The sequence below is a fragment of the Pseudocolwellia agarivorans genome (genome assembly GCF_002000085.1).
GTDB classification, from domain to species: domain Bacteria; phylum Pseudomonadota; class Gammaproteobacteria; order Enterobacterales; family Alteromonadaceae; genus Pseudocolwellia; species Pseudocolwellia agarivorans.
This window is the reverse complement of record NZ_MUZU01000005.1, coordinates 275369-289523: the sequence shown is the minus strand read 5'-3', so window position 1 is coordinate 289523 and position 14155 is coordinate 275369. Positions and strand designations below refer to the sequence as shown.

The 14155-nt window shown below is 36.5% G+C and carries 14 protein-coding genes; 9 read left to right on the top strand and 5 right to left on the bottom strand.

The window, feature by feature from the left end:
* Positions 1-20: 20 nt before the first annotated feature.
* Complete coding sequence (gene ccoG, locus B0X80_RS10240) at positions 21-1454, bottom strand: cytochrome c oxidase accessory protein CcoG (protein WP_077340016.1); 1434 nt, start codon at positions 1452-1454, stop codon at positions 21-23.
* Between the two features lie 123 nt (positions 1455-1577).
* Here ccoG and B0X80_RS10235 point away from each other — a divergent pair, with 123 nt between their 5' ends.
* Positions 1578-1934, top strand: coding sequence for a hypothetical protein (locus tag B0X80_RS10235; protein ID WP_077340015.1), 357 nt, complete (start codon positions 1578-1580; stop codon positions 1932-1934).
* Between the two features lie 6 nt (positions 1935-1940).
* Here the strand turns inward: B0X80_RS10235 and B0X80_RS10230 are convergent, their stop codons facing one another.
* The gene (locus B0X80_RS10230; protein WP_077340014.1) at positions 1941-3299 is read right to left on the bottom strand and encodes a formimidoylglutamate deiminase; all 1359 of its coding nucleotides are present in this window, start codon (positions 3297-3299) and stop codon (positions 1941-1943) included.
* 2 nt (positions 3300-3301) lie between these two features.
* On the bottom strand, positions 3302-4117 hold the full coding sequence (gene hutG, locus B0X80_RS10225; protein ID WP_077340013.1) for an N-formylglutamate deformylase: 816 nt from the start codon (positions 4115-4117) through the stop codon (positions 3302-3304).
* Between the two features lie 258 nt (positions 4118-4375).
* Between hutG and B0X80_RS10220 the strand changes: the two genes are divergently transcribed.
* The 8 genes from B0X80_RS10220 to hemN all read left to right on the top strand — a co-directional run bounded on the left by B0X80_RS10220 (position 4376) and on the right by hemN (position 12689).
* Complete coding sequence (locus tag B0X80_RS10220; protein ID WP_175623922.1) at positions 4376-5878, top strand: ATP-binding protein; 1503 nt, start codon at positions 4376-4378, stop codon at positions 5876-5878.
* Between the two features lie 139 nt (positions 5879-6017).
* On the top strand, positions 6018-6749 hold the full coding sequence (locus B0X80_RS10215) for a glutathione peroxidase (RefSeq protein WP_077340011.1): 732 nt from the start codon (positions 6018-6020) through the stop codon (positions 6747-6749).
* A 141-nt stretch (positions 6750-6890) separates the two neighbouring features.
* Complete coding sequence (locus B0X80_RS10210) at positions 6891-7118, top strand: VF530 family protein (RefSeq protein WP_077340010.1); 228 nt, start codon at positions 6891-6893, stop codon at positions 7116-7118.
* An 87-nt stretch (positions 7119-7205) separates the two neighbouring features.
* Complete coding sequence (purU, locus tag B0X80_RS10205) at positions 7206-8066, top strand: formyltetrahydrofolate deformylase (protein ID WP_077340009.1); 861 nt, start codon at positions 7206-7208, stop codon at positions 8064-8066.
* 66 nt (positions 8067-8132) lie between these two features.
* The gene (locus B0X80_RS10200; protein WP_077340008.1) at positions 8133-9917 is read left to right on the top strand and encodes a M61 family metallopeptidase; all 1785 of its coding nucleotides are present in this window, start codon (positions 8133-8135) and stop codon (positions 9915-9917) included.
* Between the two features lie 184 nt (positions 9918-10101).
* The gene (yihI, locus tag B0X80_RS10195) at positions 10102-10689 is read left to right on the top strand and encodes a Der GTPase-activating protein YihI (RefSeq protein WP_077340007.1); all 588 of its coding nucleotides are present in this window, start codon (positions 10102-10104) and stop codon (positions 10687-10689) included.
* Positions 10690-10697: 8 nt separating this feature from the next.
* Positions 10698-11186, top strand: a complete 489-nt coding sequence (locus B0X80_RS10190) for a DUF2489 domain-containing protein (RefSeq protein WP_077340005.1) — start codon at positions 10698-10700, stop codon at positions 11184-11186.
* A 132-nt stretch (positions 11187-11318) separates the two neighbouring features.
* Positions 11319-12689, top strand: a complete 1371-nt coding sequence (hemN, locus tag B0X80_RS10185; protein WP_077340003.1) for an oxygen-independent coproporphyrinogen III oxidase — start codon at positions 11319-11321, stop codon at positions 12687-12689.
* 21 nt (positions 12690-12710) lie between these two features.
* Here hemN and B0X80_RS10180 read toward each other — a convergent pair whose 3' ends face one another.
* Together B0X80_RS10180 and B0X80_RS10175 are read right to left on the bottom strand one after the other, a co-directional pair.
* Positions 12711-13259, bottom strand: a complete 549-nt coding sequence (locus B0X80_RS10180) for a DUF1285 domain-containing protein (protein ID WP_077340001.1) — start codon at positions 13257-13259, stop codon at positions 12711-12713.
* A gap of 29 nt (positions 13260-13288) precedes the next feature.
* Entirely contained in the window at positions 13289-14146 is an 858-nt protein-coding gene (locus B0X80_RS10175) for a mechanosensitive ion channel family protein (RefSeq protein WP_089024864.1), read from the bottom strand.
* Positions 14147-14155 lie beyond the last annotated feature (9 nt).

Sequence of the window (14155 nt, the reverse complement as noted above, 5' to 3'; positions counted from 1 at the left end):
AGTGCTGTAACATACTAGCTCTAGCGTTTATTAAAAAATCGGCTTTCATGTTCAAGTTTAACGTCACTTTCAGGATCTATTTGCTCAATAACAAACGTTATGTCATTCATGTATGACTTCAATTCATATGGGTCTACAGAAATACTAATAGGTAATGTATATACACCCGCGCCAGCAACTTTAACAATTTGATCACCGTGCCATTTAGTATTTTCGATTCCCTTAACTGACAACTTATACGTATTGTTGGTTTGCGATTTATTTAAAATCTTTAAGGTATATACGTTTTCAATATCGCCATTAAAGTTTTCTTTCGATAATTCGTTTCTATCTCTAATAATATCTAAAGATACGGGAGAACGATTCACTATTTCTAAAACCAATAAACTTGACATAATCAATAATACACTGGCGTAACCAATGAGTTTTCCACGAACAAAGTGTACTTTCTTGCCTTGTAACTCATGTTCGGTTGCGTACCTAATAAGTCCTCTTTCATACTTCATGTTATCCATTACGCCATCACAGGCATCAACACAAGCACCACAATTTATACACTCATACTGTAAACCATTGCGAATATCGATACCCGTAGGGCATACCTGCACACATAAGTTACAGTCTATACAATCGCCTAAGCCTAACTCTTTAGGATCTTGTTTTCTCCCTCTAGGGCCTCGATTTTCCCCACGTTTAGCATCATAAGATACCGTCAAGGTATCTTTATCAAACATTGCTGACTGGAAGCGCGCATAAGGACACATATGTAAACACATGGTTTCACGCATCCAGCCCGCATTTCCGTATGTGGCAAAAGTGAAAAAGATAATAATACCGGCGAGTGTAAGTGAAGTATTGAGTGTAAATACATCAATCACAACCTCTCGCATTGGTGCAAAATATCCCACAAATGTCATAGCCGTAAATAAAGAGAACAACACCCAAGCCGTATGTTTTAAGGATTTCCGCCAAAATTTGTTAAAACTCATGGGTTGGCTATCAAGTTTTTTACGCTGATTTGCACTCCCCTCTATTTTTTCTTCAAACCAGATAAAAATAAAGGTCCATACCGTTTGTGGGCACATATAGCCACACCAAACCCTACCTAAAAAGGCAGTAACAAAAAATAATAGAAATGCACCGAGAATAAATAACCAAGCTAATAACGTAAGATCTTGTGGCCATAAAGTTAGACCCCATAATGTAAAGCGCTGTAATTCAAGATCAAATAATACAGCTTGATGCCCGTTATATTGCAACCAGGGTAAGCACGCAAAAAAAGCAAAATAGACTAAATTCATGCGCTGTCGTAATTTTTGAAAAAAACCAGAGACTTTTCGTACATATATCTGGTCACTTGGCTGATATGTTTCAACACCTTTAGGCTTGTGTATCTTGATATTTTTTACAGGAATTTGAACTAATTTTTTATTTTTTAACTCTTGCTCACTCACAAAAAAACCCTTACTCAACAAAGCTGTTTAATTAAAAAAATTAAATAGGAAAGCAACAAATATAATATATTGTTGTTGAAAAATTGATTATCCTATAAACACGGCCCCATTATACGACAAGATATGAAAAAATTATTGATATTGATCGTCTCAGCTGCAGTATTTTTGCATTTTTATCCGCAACCCGAATTAACACAATGGTATAACGAACAAAAAGAGTCCATGTTAACGAGTTTTAATAATGCGACTGACACTAAAGTAAGGTTAAATGCTAAGAAAGTATTTAGCGATTTAGAGCTATCTTTTAATCGTTTTTCACCTGAAGAAATCGAATATGCGACACAAGTAACCGCTAATAGAGATAGTATTATTGAGTTTTACAAGGCATCTTGCGAGGCTTACAAACCTGATTATAATTTTCAGGCAGCCAACCAAAAAACTGTGTGTAAAACCATCAGTAAATACCACAAGTACTTTTAAAAACGGTTAAGTGACGTTTTTATAGAATGAAAGCAAAGTCGAAAACTCTTGTCGACTTTGTTTCTCAAACTTATGGTGACCGTTTTTAATAACCCAAGCGCCATTAACCATCACATCTTTAATCATGTTGCCTTGACTAGCAAAAACCAAACTATCTAAAATAAACTCGTCATCTGAAGCAAAGGTAGCTAATAGCTCGCTATTTAGTACCAACATATCAGCTTGTTTACCTATAGCTAAAACGCCTAAATTAGGCTTGGTAACAGATTCTCCACCCGCTAATGCTTGTGTCCATAAAAAATAGCCAATCGACGGCTGTTGTGTAGAGGCTAGCAAGGCTCTTTTTTGCTTAACAAGACGCTGTGCATATTCTAACCAGCGTAATTCTTCTGTAGGGTTAACCGAAATATGACTGTCAGATCCAATAGCAAAACAACCGCCTTCTGCGACAAACTCAAGCGTAGGAAAAACACCATCGCCTAAATTAGCTTCAGTGGTAGGACAAATCCCCACAACCGCTTTTTTATTAATAATCGCTTTTCGCTCAACTTCATTAATATGAGTCGCATGTACTAAACACCAATGTTCATCTAACATCACATTGTCTATTAACCATTGCACCGGACGTTTCTTATAAAACGAAATACAATCATCAACCTCTTTTTGTTGTTCCGCAATATGAATATGGATAGGAGCACGTTTATCTAAACACCTGACATGCTCTACAGCACTCAGTAATGATGCTTTATCTACCGCTCTAAGTGAATGTGGAGCTATACCTACATTAGTATTTTTATAAATTTCAGTATATTCAAAACATTGTGTAACGAGTTGATTAAATTCATCAACTGAATGAATAAAACGCTCTTGATTAGATAAAGGAGCTTTTTGACCAAAACCACTGTATTGATACAACACAGGTAAAAAAGTTAAACCTATACCTGCTTGCTGTGCCGATTCAAATATTGTTTTAGCCATTGTTGCTGCCGAATTTAGATTTTTATCAAAATGAAGATAATGAAATTCAGCCACACGTGTATAACCTGCTTTGAGCATTTCAATATAAAGCTGACGTGCAATAATACCTACATCCTCAATACCGAGCTTATCTAAAAAGCGATACATAACTTCTCGCCATGACCAAAAGCTGTCATCTCCCGTTCGCTTTATTTCACTAAAGCCTGCAAAAGCTCGTTGAAATGCATGGGAATGACAATTTATCATTCCAGGAATCACCACACCTACCGATTCAGCACCTTCGAAATAACCCTCAATAATATCTACGATAATACCTTTTTCAATATGCAATGTTTGTTGCTTCGCCCAGCCACTCTCCAACAATATTTTTTCAGCATAAATGTACATTCTTATTTTATTCCTTCAGATCTAATGGTTGAGTTTACTATCGGATTAAATTGGATAAGTTCTCTAACAATATTCTTCAAATATGGAATTACCTGCTCAGCTAAGTCTTCACTAAATATCAATTCGCCTTCATTCATGTATGTACGTTGAGATAACTCCAACTGAATCGCGTGAATATTATTTTTAGGTTCACCATATTCACGCGTTATATAACCTCCCTTAAAGCGCTCGTTGCTCACTACCGAATAAGACTCGTAATTCAAATTTTTAAGTGCATCTAAAATTAGAGGCGAACAACTGCGTCCATTTGCAGTCCCCCAATTAAAATCAGGCAATTTTCCCTCAAAAAAACGAGGCACTTCCGACAATATAGAATGAGCATCTAAAAGAATAGCGTAACCAAACTCAGCCTTTGTACGAGCTAATGCTTGTTTTATTTCATTATGGTACGGCAACCAATACTCATTAATCCGTCTTTTTATCTCTTCTGCTGAAGGTGATTTTCCATGTAGATAAATAGGAGATAGGTCAAAAGTAGACGTTGGACATAACTCAGTGCTGTTAGCGCCCGGATATAAATTAACGCCATCAATACCTCTATTAAGATCAATAACATAACGGCTTATTTTAGGTTTTATAATATTTGCACCAAATTCATGTGCAAAACTATACAACTTATCAACGTACCAATCAGTATCCACACGTTTCAGTGCTTGTGGCGTCATAAGAGCCGACACATCATTAGGAATATTTACACCAATGTGCGGCATGCTAATAATTAAAGGTGTACTACCTTGATGAAAAGAATAACTGCTCATTTAAATACCTTTATCGCCAAATCAATTGTATATACAAGATGTATTATAATGTATCACTGGCTCGCTATGTGAAGCAATAATTTCATACTTGAAAAAAGATTAAGCGCTAATTTAAGTGAATTTAATGGTGTATTCATAGACATAAATATTTGATGGTGTACTATCATTAAAAAACAAATAATTAATAATTTTGCTACGAGATGTTTAAATATGGTTAACAAATGGAATAAAGGATATATCTCTATACAAAGAGTTTACATGCTCTTTGTACTCGTCTTTTTTATTACAACTACATTCCATATTAATTACGTACACGCTAAAGAAAACACCTCTACTCCTATACAACAATCTCAATTAGTAAAAACCAATTACCCCGTAGCTTCAAACATTACAATTCAAGATCAAATAAATGAAATTTACCGTAATGCTAGTTATATCATTGGTGTTTTATGCTTCATCGTTATTATTATTTTAGCCGTCTATTACCGAAAAATTCAGAGCAAAGAACAGATACGACAAAAAATTGCTGATGAATTAAAAATTGCAGAAAAAGCACGTAAATTAGCTGAAGAGTCGGCTCAAGAAAAACTCACCTTTTTGGCAAGAATGAGTCATGAAATACGAACACCTATGAATGGCGTTTTAGGTATGGCGGAAGCGTTAACCTATACAGAACTTAATAACCATCAACAAGAACTACTCGGTACATTAAAAGGTTCTGCAGGTAACTTACTGACGTTATTAAACGATGTACTCGACTTCTCAAAAATGGATGCAGGTAAGTTAACTTTAGAATCAGTTCCCGTTAACTTACATCAATTAAGTCGCAATATAACTAACAGCTTTAAACAGTTAATACCTGATGAACTGGAGCTTACTTATAACGTAGCAGATGATATTACTCACAACTATTTAACCGATCCCACACGTATATCACAAGTACTCAATAATTTAGTCAGTAATGCGATTAAGTTTACTGAAAAAGGTGAAGTTACACTCAATATTGATTTGATCGAATCAAATACAGTAGATAATGACATTATCGATACCATTCGTATTTCAATTAAAGATACCGGTATTGGTATCCCTCTTAGTCATCAATCTTCTTTATTTAACCCTTTTAAACAAGCTGATGATGCTATTACACGTAAATATGGCGGTACAGGATTAGGGCTCAGTATTTGTCAAGAAATAGCCACAGCTATGGGTAGTCATATTGAATTAGAGTCCACGGAAGGGGTTGGAAGCCATTTTTACTTCAACCTATCGCTTGTTCAGTCAGGCGTAGAAAGTGACACAGAAGACCGACGTAAAAATAAGCGCGTTATCAACCCGCCTAACGACAATCGTTTTAAAAACTTACGTGTATTAGTAGCAGAAGATAATATTGTTAATTTAAAAGTACTTACTGCACAACTCGGGCGCTTAAATATACACCCTGATATTGCACAAGACGGCGACCAAGCATTGAAAATGCACAATAGCCTTGCGTACGACATTATTATTTCAGACTGCCACATGCCAATATTAGACGGATTCGAGCTTGCTTCTATTATTTCAAAGCAAGAAAATGTAAATCCCGTATGGATCATCGCAATAACGGCTGATGCGTTAGATGATGCCGCTGAAAAATGTATATCGGCTGGTTTTAACGATTATATGTCGAAACCTTGCCCACAAGAAATGATCACCAATAAGCTCAACAACGCTTATCGACAATTAGTTAAAAATAATGATGATACGACTTCTGAAGATACTTAATCGCTTTTATCGATTACGACAAGCTGATTTTATCGCTTTAATTAACAATATAAACCTTGCACAATAGCTCCAAGTTAAACGATACCAAACGGATTCATTTGAATCCGACTCATTCACAATATTTATTACGGAGATACCCATGTTTACTAACAAAGAGAATCAAAACGTACCAAACGTAACATTTAAACTTAGAGCCAACGACGAATGGGCTGAACGTACAACAGATGAAATTTTCAATAATAAAACAGTCGTCGTATTTTCATTACCCGGCGCATTTACACCAACTTGTTCATCTGCACATTTACCGGGGTACGACGAATTAGCGCCTAAGTTTTTCGAAAACGGCGTAGACGAAATTATTTGTATGTCAGTTAACGACACCTTCGTTATGAACTCTTGGTCTGCAGACCAACATACAAAAAACATTAGCTTTATTCCTGACGGTAACGGCGATTTTACTGAAGCGATGGGATTATTAGTTGATAAGTCAGACATTGGTTTTGGCAAACGTAGCTGGAGATACGCTATGTTAGTTAAAAACGGCGTTATCGATAAAATGTTTATCGAACCTGAAGTACCTGGCGACCCGTTTGAAGTTTCAGACGCTGCGACTATGCTTAAATACATTAACCCTGAAGCCGTTTCGTCTGACGAAGTAGCTGTAATTAGCAAGCCGGGTTGTCCATTTTGTGCTAAAGCGAAAGCTCTACTAGCAGAAAAAGGCTTACAGTATGAAGAGTTAGAATTAGGTAAAGATTTAAGCCTAGCTGCACTTAAAGCCATCACTGGCGCTACAGCAGTACCACAAATATTTATTAATGCTGAGTTGATTGGCGGAAGCGATAAGTTAGAAGAACACTTTAACGCTTAGTTTTTCTAATTTATATATCCATTACCTATCAAGATGCAGGTATCAACCCAAAAGCAGAACCACCGTGTTCTGCTTTTTTATTTAACGGTAAAAATAATCCATATGATAAACTTACTTTAAAATTAATAACGAGGCCCTCACTTGGATAATCAACCCTACAACCCATTGCACGGCATAACCCTAAAAGCTATTGTAGAACAATTAGTTGAACACTTTGGTTTTGAAGCGCTTGGTAAACAAATTAAAATTAAATGCTTTACCGACAATCCTAGTATCAAATCAAGTTTAACGTTTTTAAGAAAAACACCGTGGGCAAGAGAGAAAGTGGAAGAGTTATACATTAAAAATAAATCTCATTTTAATGAATAATCTAACACCACTAAAATCTGTTGTTTTCTTACAAAAAATGTAAAAATATGACCAATTAATCAACTTTAAACGCTTTTAACGATAAACATGACTCAAACTAACCATTACATACTAACGTGGCAATGCCCAGATACTTCAGGCGTATTAGCCAAAGTTACTCAAAGCTTATTTGAGCATGGTGCTTTCATCACTGAAACATCTCAGTACAGTGACCCTTACAGCAACACCTTTTTTTCACGTATCGCATTTGACGATCGTAATTTAACTGTACCCATTGCAGAATTTAGATTAGCCATTGAAGAGCTAGCTAAGCCATTAAATATGGCGTATTCCCTGAGAGATAAAGACTGCTTTCCTAAAGTCGTTATTGCAGTGTCACAATACGATCACTGTTTAGTGTCATTATTAACAAAATCGAAAGCAGGCGTCTTGCCCATTGATATTGTGGCTGTGGTATCTAACCATTTAGACTGTCAATCGCTCGTAGAATGGCATGGTATTCCATACCATTACCTACCGGTAACAAAAGACACCAAAGCAGAGCAAGAAGCGCAAATATTAAATATTATCAGCGAAACCGGTTCAGAACTTTTAATACTCGCCAGATACATGCAAATTCTTTCAGACAACATGTGTGAAAAACTGCGTGGTAATGCCATCAATATTCATCATTCTTTCTTGCCAAGCTTTAAAGGTGCTAAGCCTTATCATCAAGCGCACTCACGTGGTGTAAAAGTTATTGGTGCAACGGCTCATTACGTAACCGCAGACTTAGATGAAGGGCCTATTATCGTGCAAGAAGTTAAACCGATTAATCACACCTTCACCATAGAACAAATGGTACATTTAGGTCACGACTTAGAAGCGACAGCCATCTGTAAAGCTGTAAAAGAACATGCCGAACAACGTGTCTGCTTAAACGGTGATAAAACCGTTATTCTTACCTAAGCAAATTCAAAAACGTTCAAAATTCTGCTACATTGAAGCCCCTTTTTTCAATGTAGCGTAATTTTCATGATCAACTATTCCATCTTCCCATTAAATATTAACAGCCACTTACTTTCAGTTTCTTTATCTTTTAACGCTGTTGCTAATAAACAATTTACCCTTTCATTACCTAGCTGGCTTCCTGGCAGTTACATGATCCGCGACTTTGCTAAAAACATTATTGAAATTGACGCTACAACAAGCAATAACAGCCCTTTTACCTTTATTAAAAACGACAAACAAACTTGGTTTATCACATCAACAACTGACACCACAATAACCATCAACTATACCGTATTTGCTTTTGATCTATCAGTGAGAACCGCCTATTTAGACAACCAACGCGGCTTTTTTAATGGTAGCTCGGTATTTTTACAAGTTGAAGAATTAGCTGAACAGCCATGCGAATTGGAAATAAAGGCCCCCGAAAGTATTAAAGACTGGAAAGTCGCGACAGGGCTCACCCGACATAGCAGCACAAAAAAATATGAATTTGGTACTTACACGGCTGAAAACTACCAAGAGCTTATTGACGGTCCCGTTGCTATAGGTAACTTTAGCTGTAAAGAATTTGTAGTTGAAGGTGTTACTCATCACGCTGTGTTTACCAGCGAACACTATGGCGACTTAAACCGTTTAGCAGACGACTTAACCAAATTATGCCAACACCATATAAGCATGTTTGGCGAAGCGCCTTTTAAAGAATATTGGTTTATTACCCATTTGCTTGCTAACGGGTTTGGTGGCTTAGAACACAAAAACTCAACCATATTACAAGCAAGCCGCTTCGACTTACCTAACCCGAATAAACCTGACCAATTAACAGATGAATACCGTACATTTTTGAGCTTATGTTCCCACGAATATTTTCATGCCTGGAATGTTTGCCGCATTAAACCTAAAGAGTTTGTGCCTTATAATCTACAACAAGAAACACACACAACGCAGCTTTGGGCGTATGAAGGTATAACCTCTTATTACGACGATTTCTCACTGTACCGTACCGGGATTATCTCGTTTGACGACTACCTAAAAATACTCTCTAAAACGGCAACTCGTGTGTTTAGAGGCCCAGGCGAATTAAAGCAAAGTGTTGCTGATTCAAGCTTCGATACCTGGACCAAATTTTACAAACAAGGTCCAGATGCCGTAAATAACATTGTTAGTTATTACACTAAAGGTTCTTTAATCGCCCTGTGGTTAGATTTAACCATACGAGAAAAATCTAACGGGCAATACAGTTTAGACAACTTGATGAAAGAGTTATGGATCCACTTTGGCCGAACCAATATAGGCACAAGTGAAGACGACTTTATCAACATAGCCAATGTATTATGCAACGCCGACATACGTGATGAATTTACCCAAATGCTACACAATGCAGAACGCGTAAATTTAGCACCTTTATTTAAAAATGTAGGTATTGAATTTACAGCAAGCAAATTTAGTAAACTCAACAGCGTAGAAACAATAAAAAGCGATGAATACACGCCCTACATTGGCGCACTTTATAGTGCTGCACCTTTAGGCTTAAAAGTAACACAAGTAGTAGAAAATAGTCCTGCAGCCGATGCTGGTTTAGCAGTAAACGACATAATAATTGCTGTAAATAACATGCAAGCTACTGAAAAATCGCTACAAAACTTAGCAGAACATTTACCTAAAAATAGTAAAGTTACTTGTCATTACTTTAGAGATGATCAACTGATTGAAAATCCAATTACCTTTATAGACTCTCCTACATCTGCTATATCGATTACCGAAACAGATGCAGAACTCAGCCAAAAATGGCGTAATGTGCCTAGCGCATAAATGAATTAACCTGAATGCGAGTTAATTAAATCATCCGCTTTCATTGTGAATATTATAAAAGTCACGATATTCATAATGAAAGCTTTTAAATACCACCTAAATGATGAATGTATCGTACTAGCTATCGCGGTTTAGCAATTAATCGAGTAAAATAGAACCATTAGACTTTAAATGAAGTATTCACATGTCACGCGTTAAAAAATCAAGAAAACCTGGTGTTGGTAGAAGAGACGTTCTTTCTGAAAAAGATAAAAAGCTTATCGTACCCACAGCTAAAAAGCCGAAAAAGAAAGTAGGTAAAGAAGCGGGTAATCGTCAAAAAGAAGCTTTTGAAAACAAAAATCAAACACAAACCAATAATGCACCTAAAGATCCACGCTTAGGTAGCAAAAAGTTAATTGATTTAACACCAACAGCAGCACCAAAAGTTACGGTTAATAAACCTAAAAAAGAAAAATCAGCCCCTATTGCTGCAATTAGAATGGTTGAGCCTGAAGCTTTACCAACAACGGCATTAGAAGATGAGTTATATGCCATTGAAGACGATCAGCAATTACAAACCATTCTTGCACTACAAGAAGAGGATAAAGAGCTAACCGAAGAGCAAATTAACTACTTCAATGCGAAAATGGATCGTCATCAAGAGTTACGTGAATTACTTGGCTGGAATGATGAAGACGAAGACGAGCAAGACGAAGCAGAACGTTCTAATGCTAACGAAGACGACTTATGGGATTCTTTAGACAAAAGCGATTTGTCTAAATACGAATAGGAGTAACCATGCTTAAAGATTATTGGCTCTATATTGTTTTAGCTTTACTCATTATTGTTCCGCTTGCTATCTATGCTGGCATGCTGATGTCTCGTTTAAAAAAGCAAACCGCAGATCAAGCCATTGCCGAACAAGAAAAACAAGCATCGTTAAAGCAGCACGACACCAAAATACTCAAAAGTGTTGTTATTATTGTAAGAGCCATGAAAGAAGAACAATGCGACCTGTCTGAGGGCTGTTGGCGTTTATCTGTGTTATTAGACTCACTCAAATTAAGTAGCGAGTTAGAAAGCTTATTTCCATCGGTTTATCAGCTATATAACGCTATTAAGCATATGCCGATTTTAGAAGAGCGTAAAAAACTGGCTAAACAAGAGCGTATGAAACTTGATTTTGAGCGCATGAAACTTGAAGCCGATTTAAAACCTAAAATTCAGCAAGACGTTAATGAACTTCATCAATACGCTAATGAAAGGCTTAGTGTTATTTCTGTGTAGTATTTACGTAGTATTGTTGGCAAAGAACAAAGCTTGAGTCAGATCAACTATTGCTAATGTAGCAATTGATACAATCACACCTAATCAATACCGTCGAATAATTTAACGGTTCAATAATTTAGGTGTGATGTGATGCAGGTAAGTCAGTTTTTTAATGAAAAATTACTCAATAAATACAATACTGCGGGCCCAAGGTATACCTCTTACCCTACCGCGTTAGAGTTTCACGACCAATTCACTCAGCCTGACTTAATTCAAGCCATTGAACAATCGCCTAATAGAGAATTATCGCTATATATTCATATCCCGTTTTGCCATAGCCTTTGTTATTACTGCGGCTGTAACAAAGTTATTACTCGCCATAGAAGTAAAGCAGACACCTATTTAGAATACCTTGCCAAAGAAATTAGCTCGCGCGCTCCACTATTTAAAAACTACACAGTAAAACAACTGCATTGGGGCGGTGGTACACCCAGCTTCTTAACCCATGAGCAAATGACAACCCTAGTGAGTTTACTCAAAGACAAATTCAATTTTGCTGACAAAGTAGAAATGAGCATTGAAATTGACCCAAGAGAAATAGAGCTAAACCTAGCAGAACACTTATATAGCTTAGGCTTCAACCGCCTCAGTATTGGCGTACAAGACATAGATGAAAAAGTACAACAAACCATAAACCGAGTGCAGTCTACCGAGTTTATCGAGCAGTTTATTGCGCATGCAAAAGCCGTAGGTTTTAAATCAATTAACATTGATCTTATTTATGGCTTACCTCATCAAACTATAGAAACCTTTACCCGCACACTCGACAAAGCCCAAGAAATGGACGTAGATCGTATTTCCCTGTTCAGTTACGCGCACATACCTAGCCGTTTTGCCGCACAACGTAAATTACGAGATGAATGGTTACCTAGTGTTACTGAAAAATTTGCCCTTATGCGTTTAGCCATTGAAAAGTTATGTGCTTATGGTTATGAATTTATCGGTATGGACCACTTTGCCAAGCCAGACGATGAACTTTCTATAGCACAAAAAGAAGGCAAGCTTCACAGAAATTTCCAAGGTTACACAACGAAAGGAAGCTGTGACTTATTAGGTTTAGGTGTTTCATCTATCAGTGATATTGGCAATGTTTACAGCCAAAACGTTAAAGATTTAAAAACCTATTATCACGAAATAGAAACGAAAGAACACGCATTAGAAAAAGGTGTATCGCTAACTCAAGACGATATAATTAGAGGCGAAGTTATACGAGAGTTAATGTGTAATTTATTTTTAGATAAAAACGCAATTAGCCAAAAATATAACATCAACTTTAATGACTATTTTAAAGACGACTTACCCATGCTAACCCCTTTTATTGAAGATGGTTTAGTCGCCAATAACAAAAGCTCTATTCGTATTGCGCCACAAGCTAGATTGCTCGTACGTAATATTTGTATGTCGTTTGATATTTACATGAAAAAACACATTAACCAACAGCGTTTTTCAAGAGTTATTTAATATAAAACGGTAGAGGCTAAATTATTCCTCAATAACCCCCAAGCTAAAATCATAATCGGCACTGGTAAACATAAGTTCAGTGCCTTTTTGCGTTTCTACTTGCTGTGCAGCTTCAACCCACTGGTAATAAACATTTCGATGTACTTTGGCCTGTAAATTACGTCTTACGGTAATATACATTTCCCCTTTTTCGTCAAAAGTTAAAGGGTGCGACTTATCTAAAACAAACTCATCATCTACATTGGTACAAACCAGCATATTGGTTTGTTCAGTATCTTGCCATTCCCATTTAGTTAATACAAAAGGGGCTTGTTCAACCACTATTTTGACTTTTTCTACAGGAGTAACTAAAAAGTAATCGTCGCCCTCTTTTTTTATAACCGATGCGAACAGCTTAACTAAAGCTAATCGTTTAAAAATAGTGCCGTTGTAGAACCAATCACCATTGGCTTTTATGACAATGTCGATTTCACCACAATAAGGCGGATCCCATAATTCAACAGGCGGTATTTTAGACGACTTACCGTCAGCTAACTTTCCTAATTGCGACGTTATGTTTTCTAACGACATATCACTCCCCTTTGTGGATAACCTGAACTCTAGTCAGTTTTACGCTTTTCCTGCTTTGATATGGTGATCGGAAAAGGTTCTGTTTTATTTCCTGCATATAAAGACAAATGCGGAAAAGGTATTTCGATATCTTCAGCATCAAAAGCATTTTTAATTTGCTCGTACATGCTGTTTTTTAATTCTAAAAAGTTCTCTCTTTTTGCCCATACTGAAAACTGTAATGACAAAGAAGAATCTTCAAATCCTTGAAAAATATACAAGGGTTTAGGCTCTTCTAAACACAGCGGATTAGCTGAAGCGACTTTTTCTAAAATATCTTTTACTTTTTTAATGTTTTCTTTATAAGCAACGCCAATCTTCATATCTAAGCGTCGAATAGGAAACTTAGTCAGTGTAGTAAGTTCAGATTTAATTAACGACTCGTTAGGTAATCGCACAAACAAGTTATCAAAGGTTCTAATTTTTACCGACAGCAAATCAATCGATAACACTTCACCTACGGTACTTCCTACCTTAATTACATCACCAATAACAAAAGAGCGTTCAGCCATTAAAAATATGCCACTAATAAAGTTTGATGCTGATGTTTGCGAAGCAAAACCTATCGCTACAGTTAATACGCTCGCGGCACCTAACAGTAAACTTAAATTAAACCCTAATTCAAGCAAGGCTGAAAAAATAAAGAGTATAAACAGTAGGTAATATATTCCTCGCTGTATCAGCTGGCTGGTATGTGGCGTAAAAATTTTATTAATAAATTGCGCGCTAAAACGGCTGACTAATTTAGCCACAATAAAGCCCACAATAAGCAAAGCACTGGCACGAAAAAACTTAACCAGCATTTCACTATTAAAGAGTTCGTTCAGGTATATCCACATTTCATTCATAGTATTTCT

Excerpts from the sequence above, each read along its gene's own strand:
- B0X80_RS10175 (WP_089024864.1), bottom strand. The coding sequence starts at position 14,146 with ATGAATGAAATGTGGATATACCTGAACGAACTCTTTAATAGTGAAATG.
- yihI (WP_077340007.1), top strand. The coding sequence starts at position 10,102 with ATGTCACGCGTTAAAAAATCAAGAAAACCTGGTGTTGGTAGAAGAGAC.
- purU (WP_077340009.1), top strand. The coding sequence starts at position 7,206 with ATGACTCAAACTAACCATTACATACTAACGTGGCAATGCCCAGATACT.
- B0X80_RS10235 (WP_077340015.1), top strand. The coding sequence starts at position 1,578 with ATGAAAAAATTATTGATATTGATCGTCTCAGCTGCAGTATTTTTGCAT.
- hutG (WP_077340013.1), bottom strand. The coding sequence starts at position 4,117 with ATGAGCAGTTATTCTTTTCATCAAGGTAGTACACCTTTAATTATTAGC.
- B0X80_RS10180 (WP_077340001.1), bottom strand. The coding sequence starts at position 13,259 with ATGTCGTTAGAAAACATAACGTCGCAATTAGGAAAGTTAGCTGACGGT.
- hemN (WP_077340003.1), top strand. The coding sequence starts at position 11,319 with ATGCAGGTAAGTCAGTTTTTTAATGAAAAATTACTCAATAAATACAAT.
- B0X80_RS10215 (WP_077340011.1), top strand. The coding sequence starts at position 6,018 with ATGTTTACTAACAAAGAGAATCAAAACGTACCAAACGTAACATTTAAA.
- B0X80_RS10230 (WP_077340014.1), bottom strand. The coding sequence starts at position 3,299 with ATGTACATTTATGCTGAAAAAATATTGTTGGAGAGTGGCTGGGCGAAG.
- B0X80_RS10190 (WP_077340005.1), top strand. The coding sequence starts at position 10,698 with ATGCTTAAAGATTATTGGCTCTATATTGTTTTAGCTTTACTCATTATT.
- B0X80_RS10200 (WP_077340008.1), top strand. The coding sequence starts at position 8,133 with ATGATCAACTATTCCATCTTCCCATTAAATATTAACAGCCACTTACTT.
- B0X80_RS10220 (WP_175623922.1), top strand. The coding sequence starts at position 4,376 with ATGCTCTTTGTACTCGTCTTTTTTATTACAACTACATTCCATATTAAT.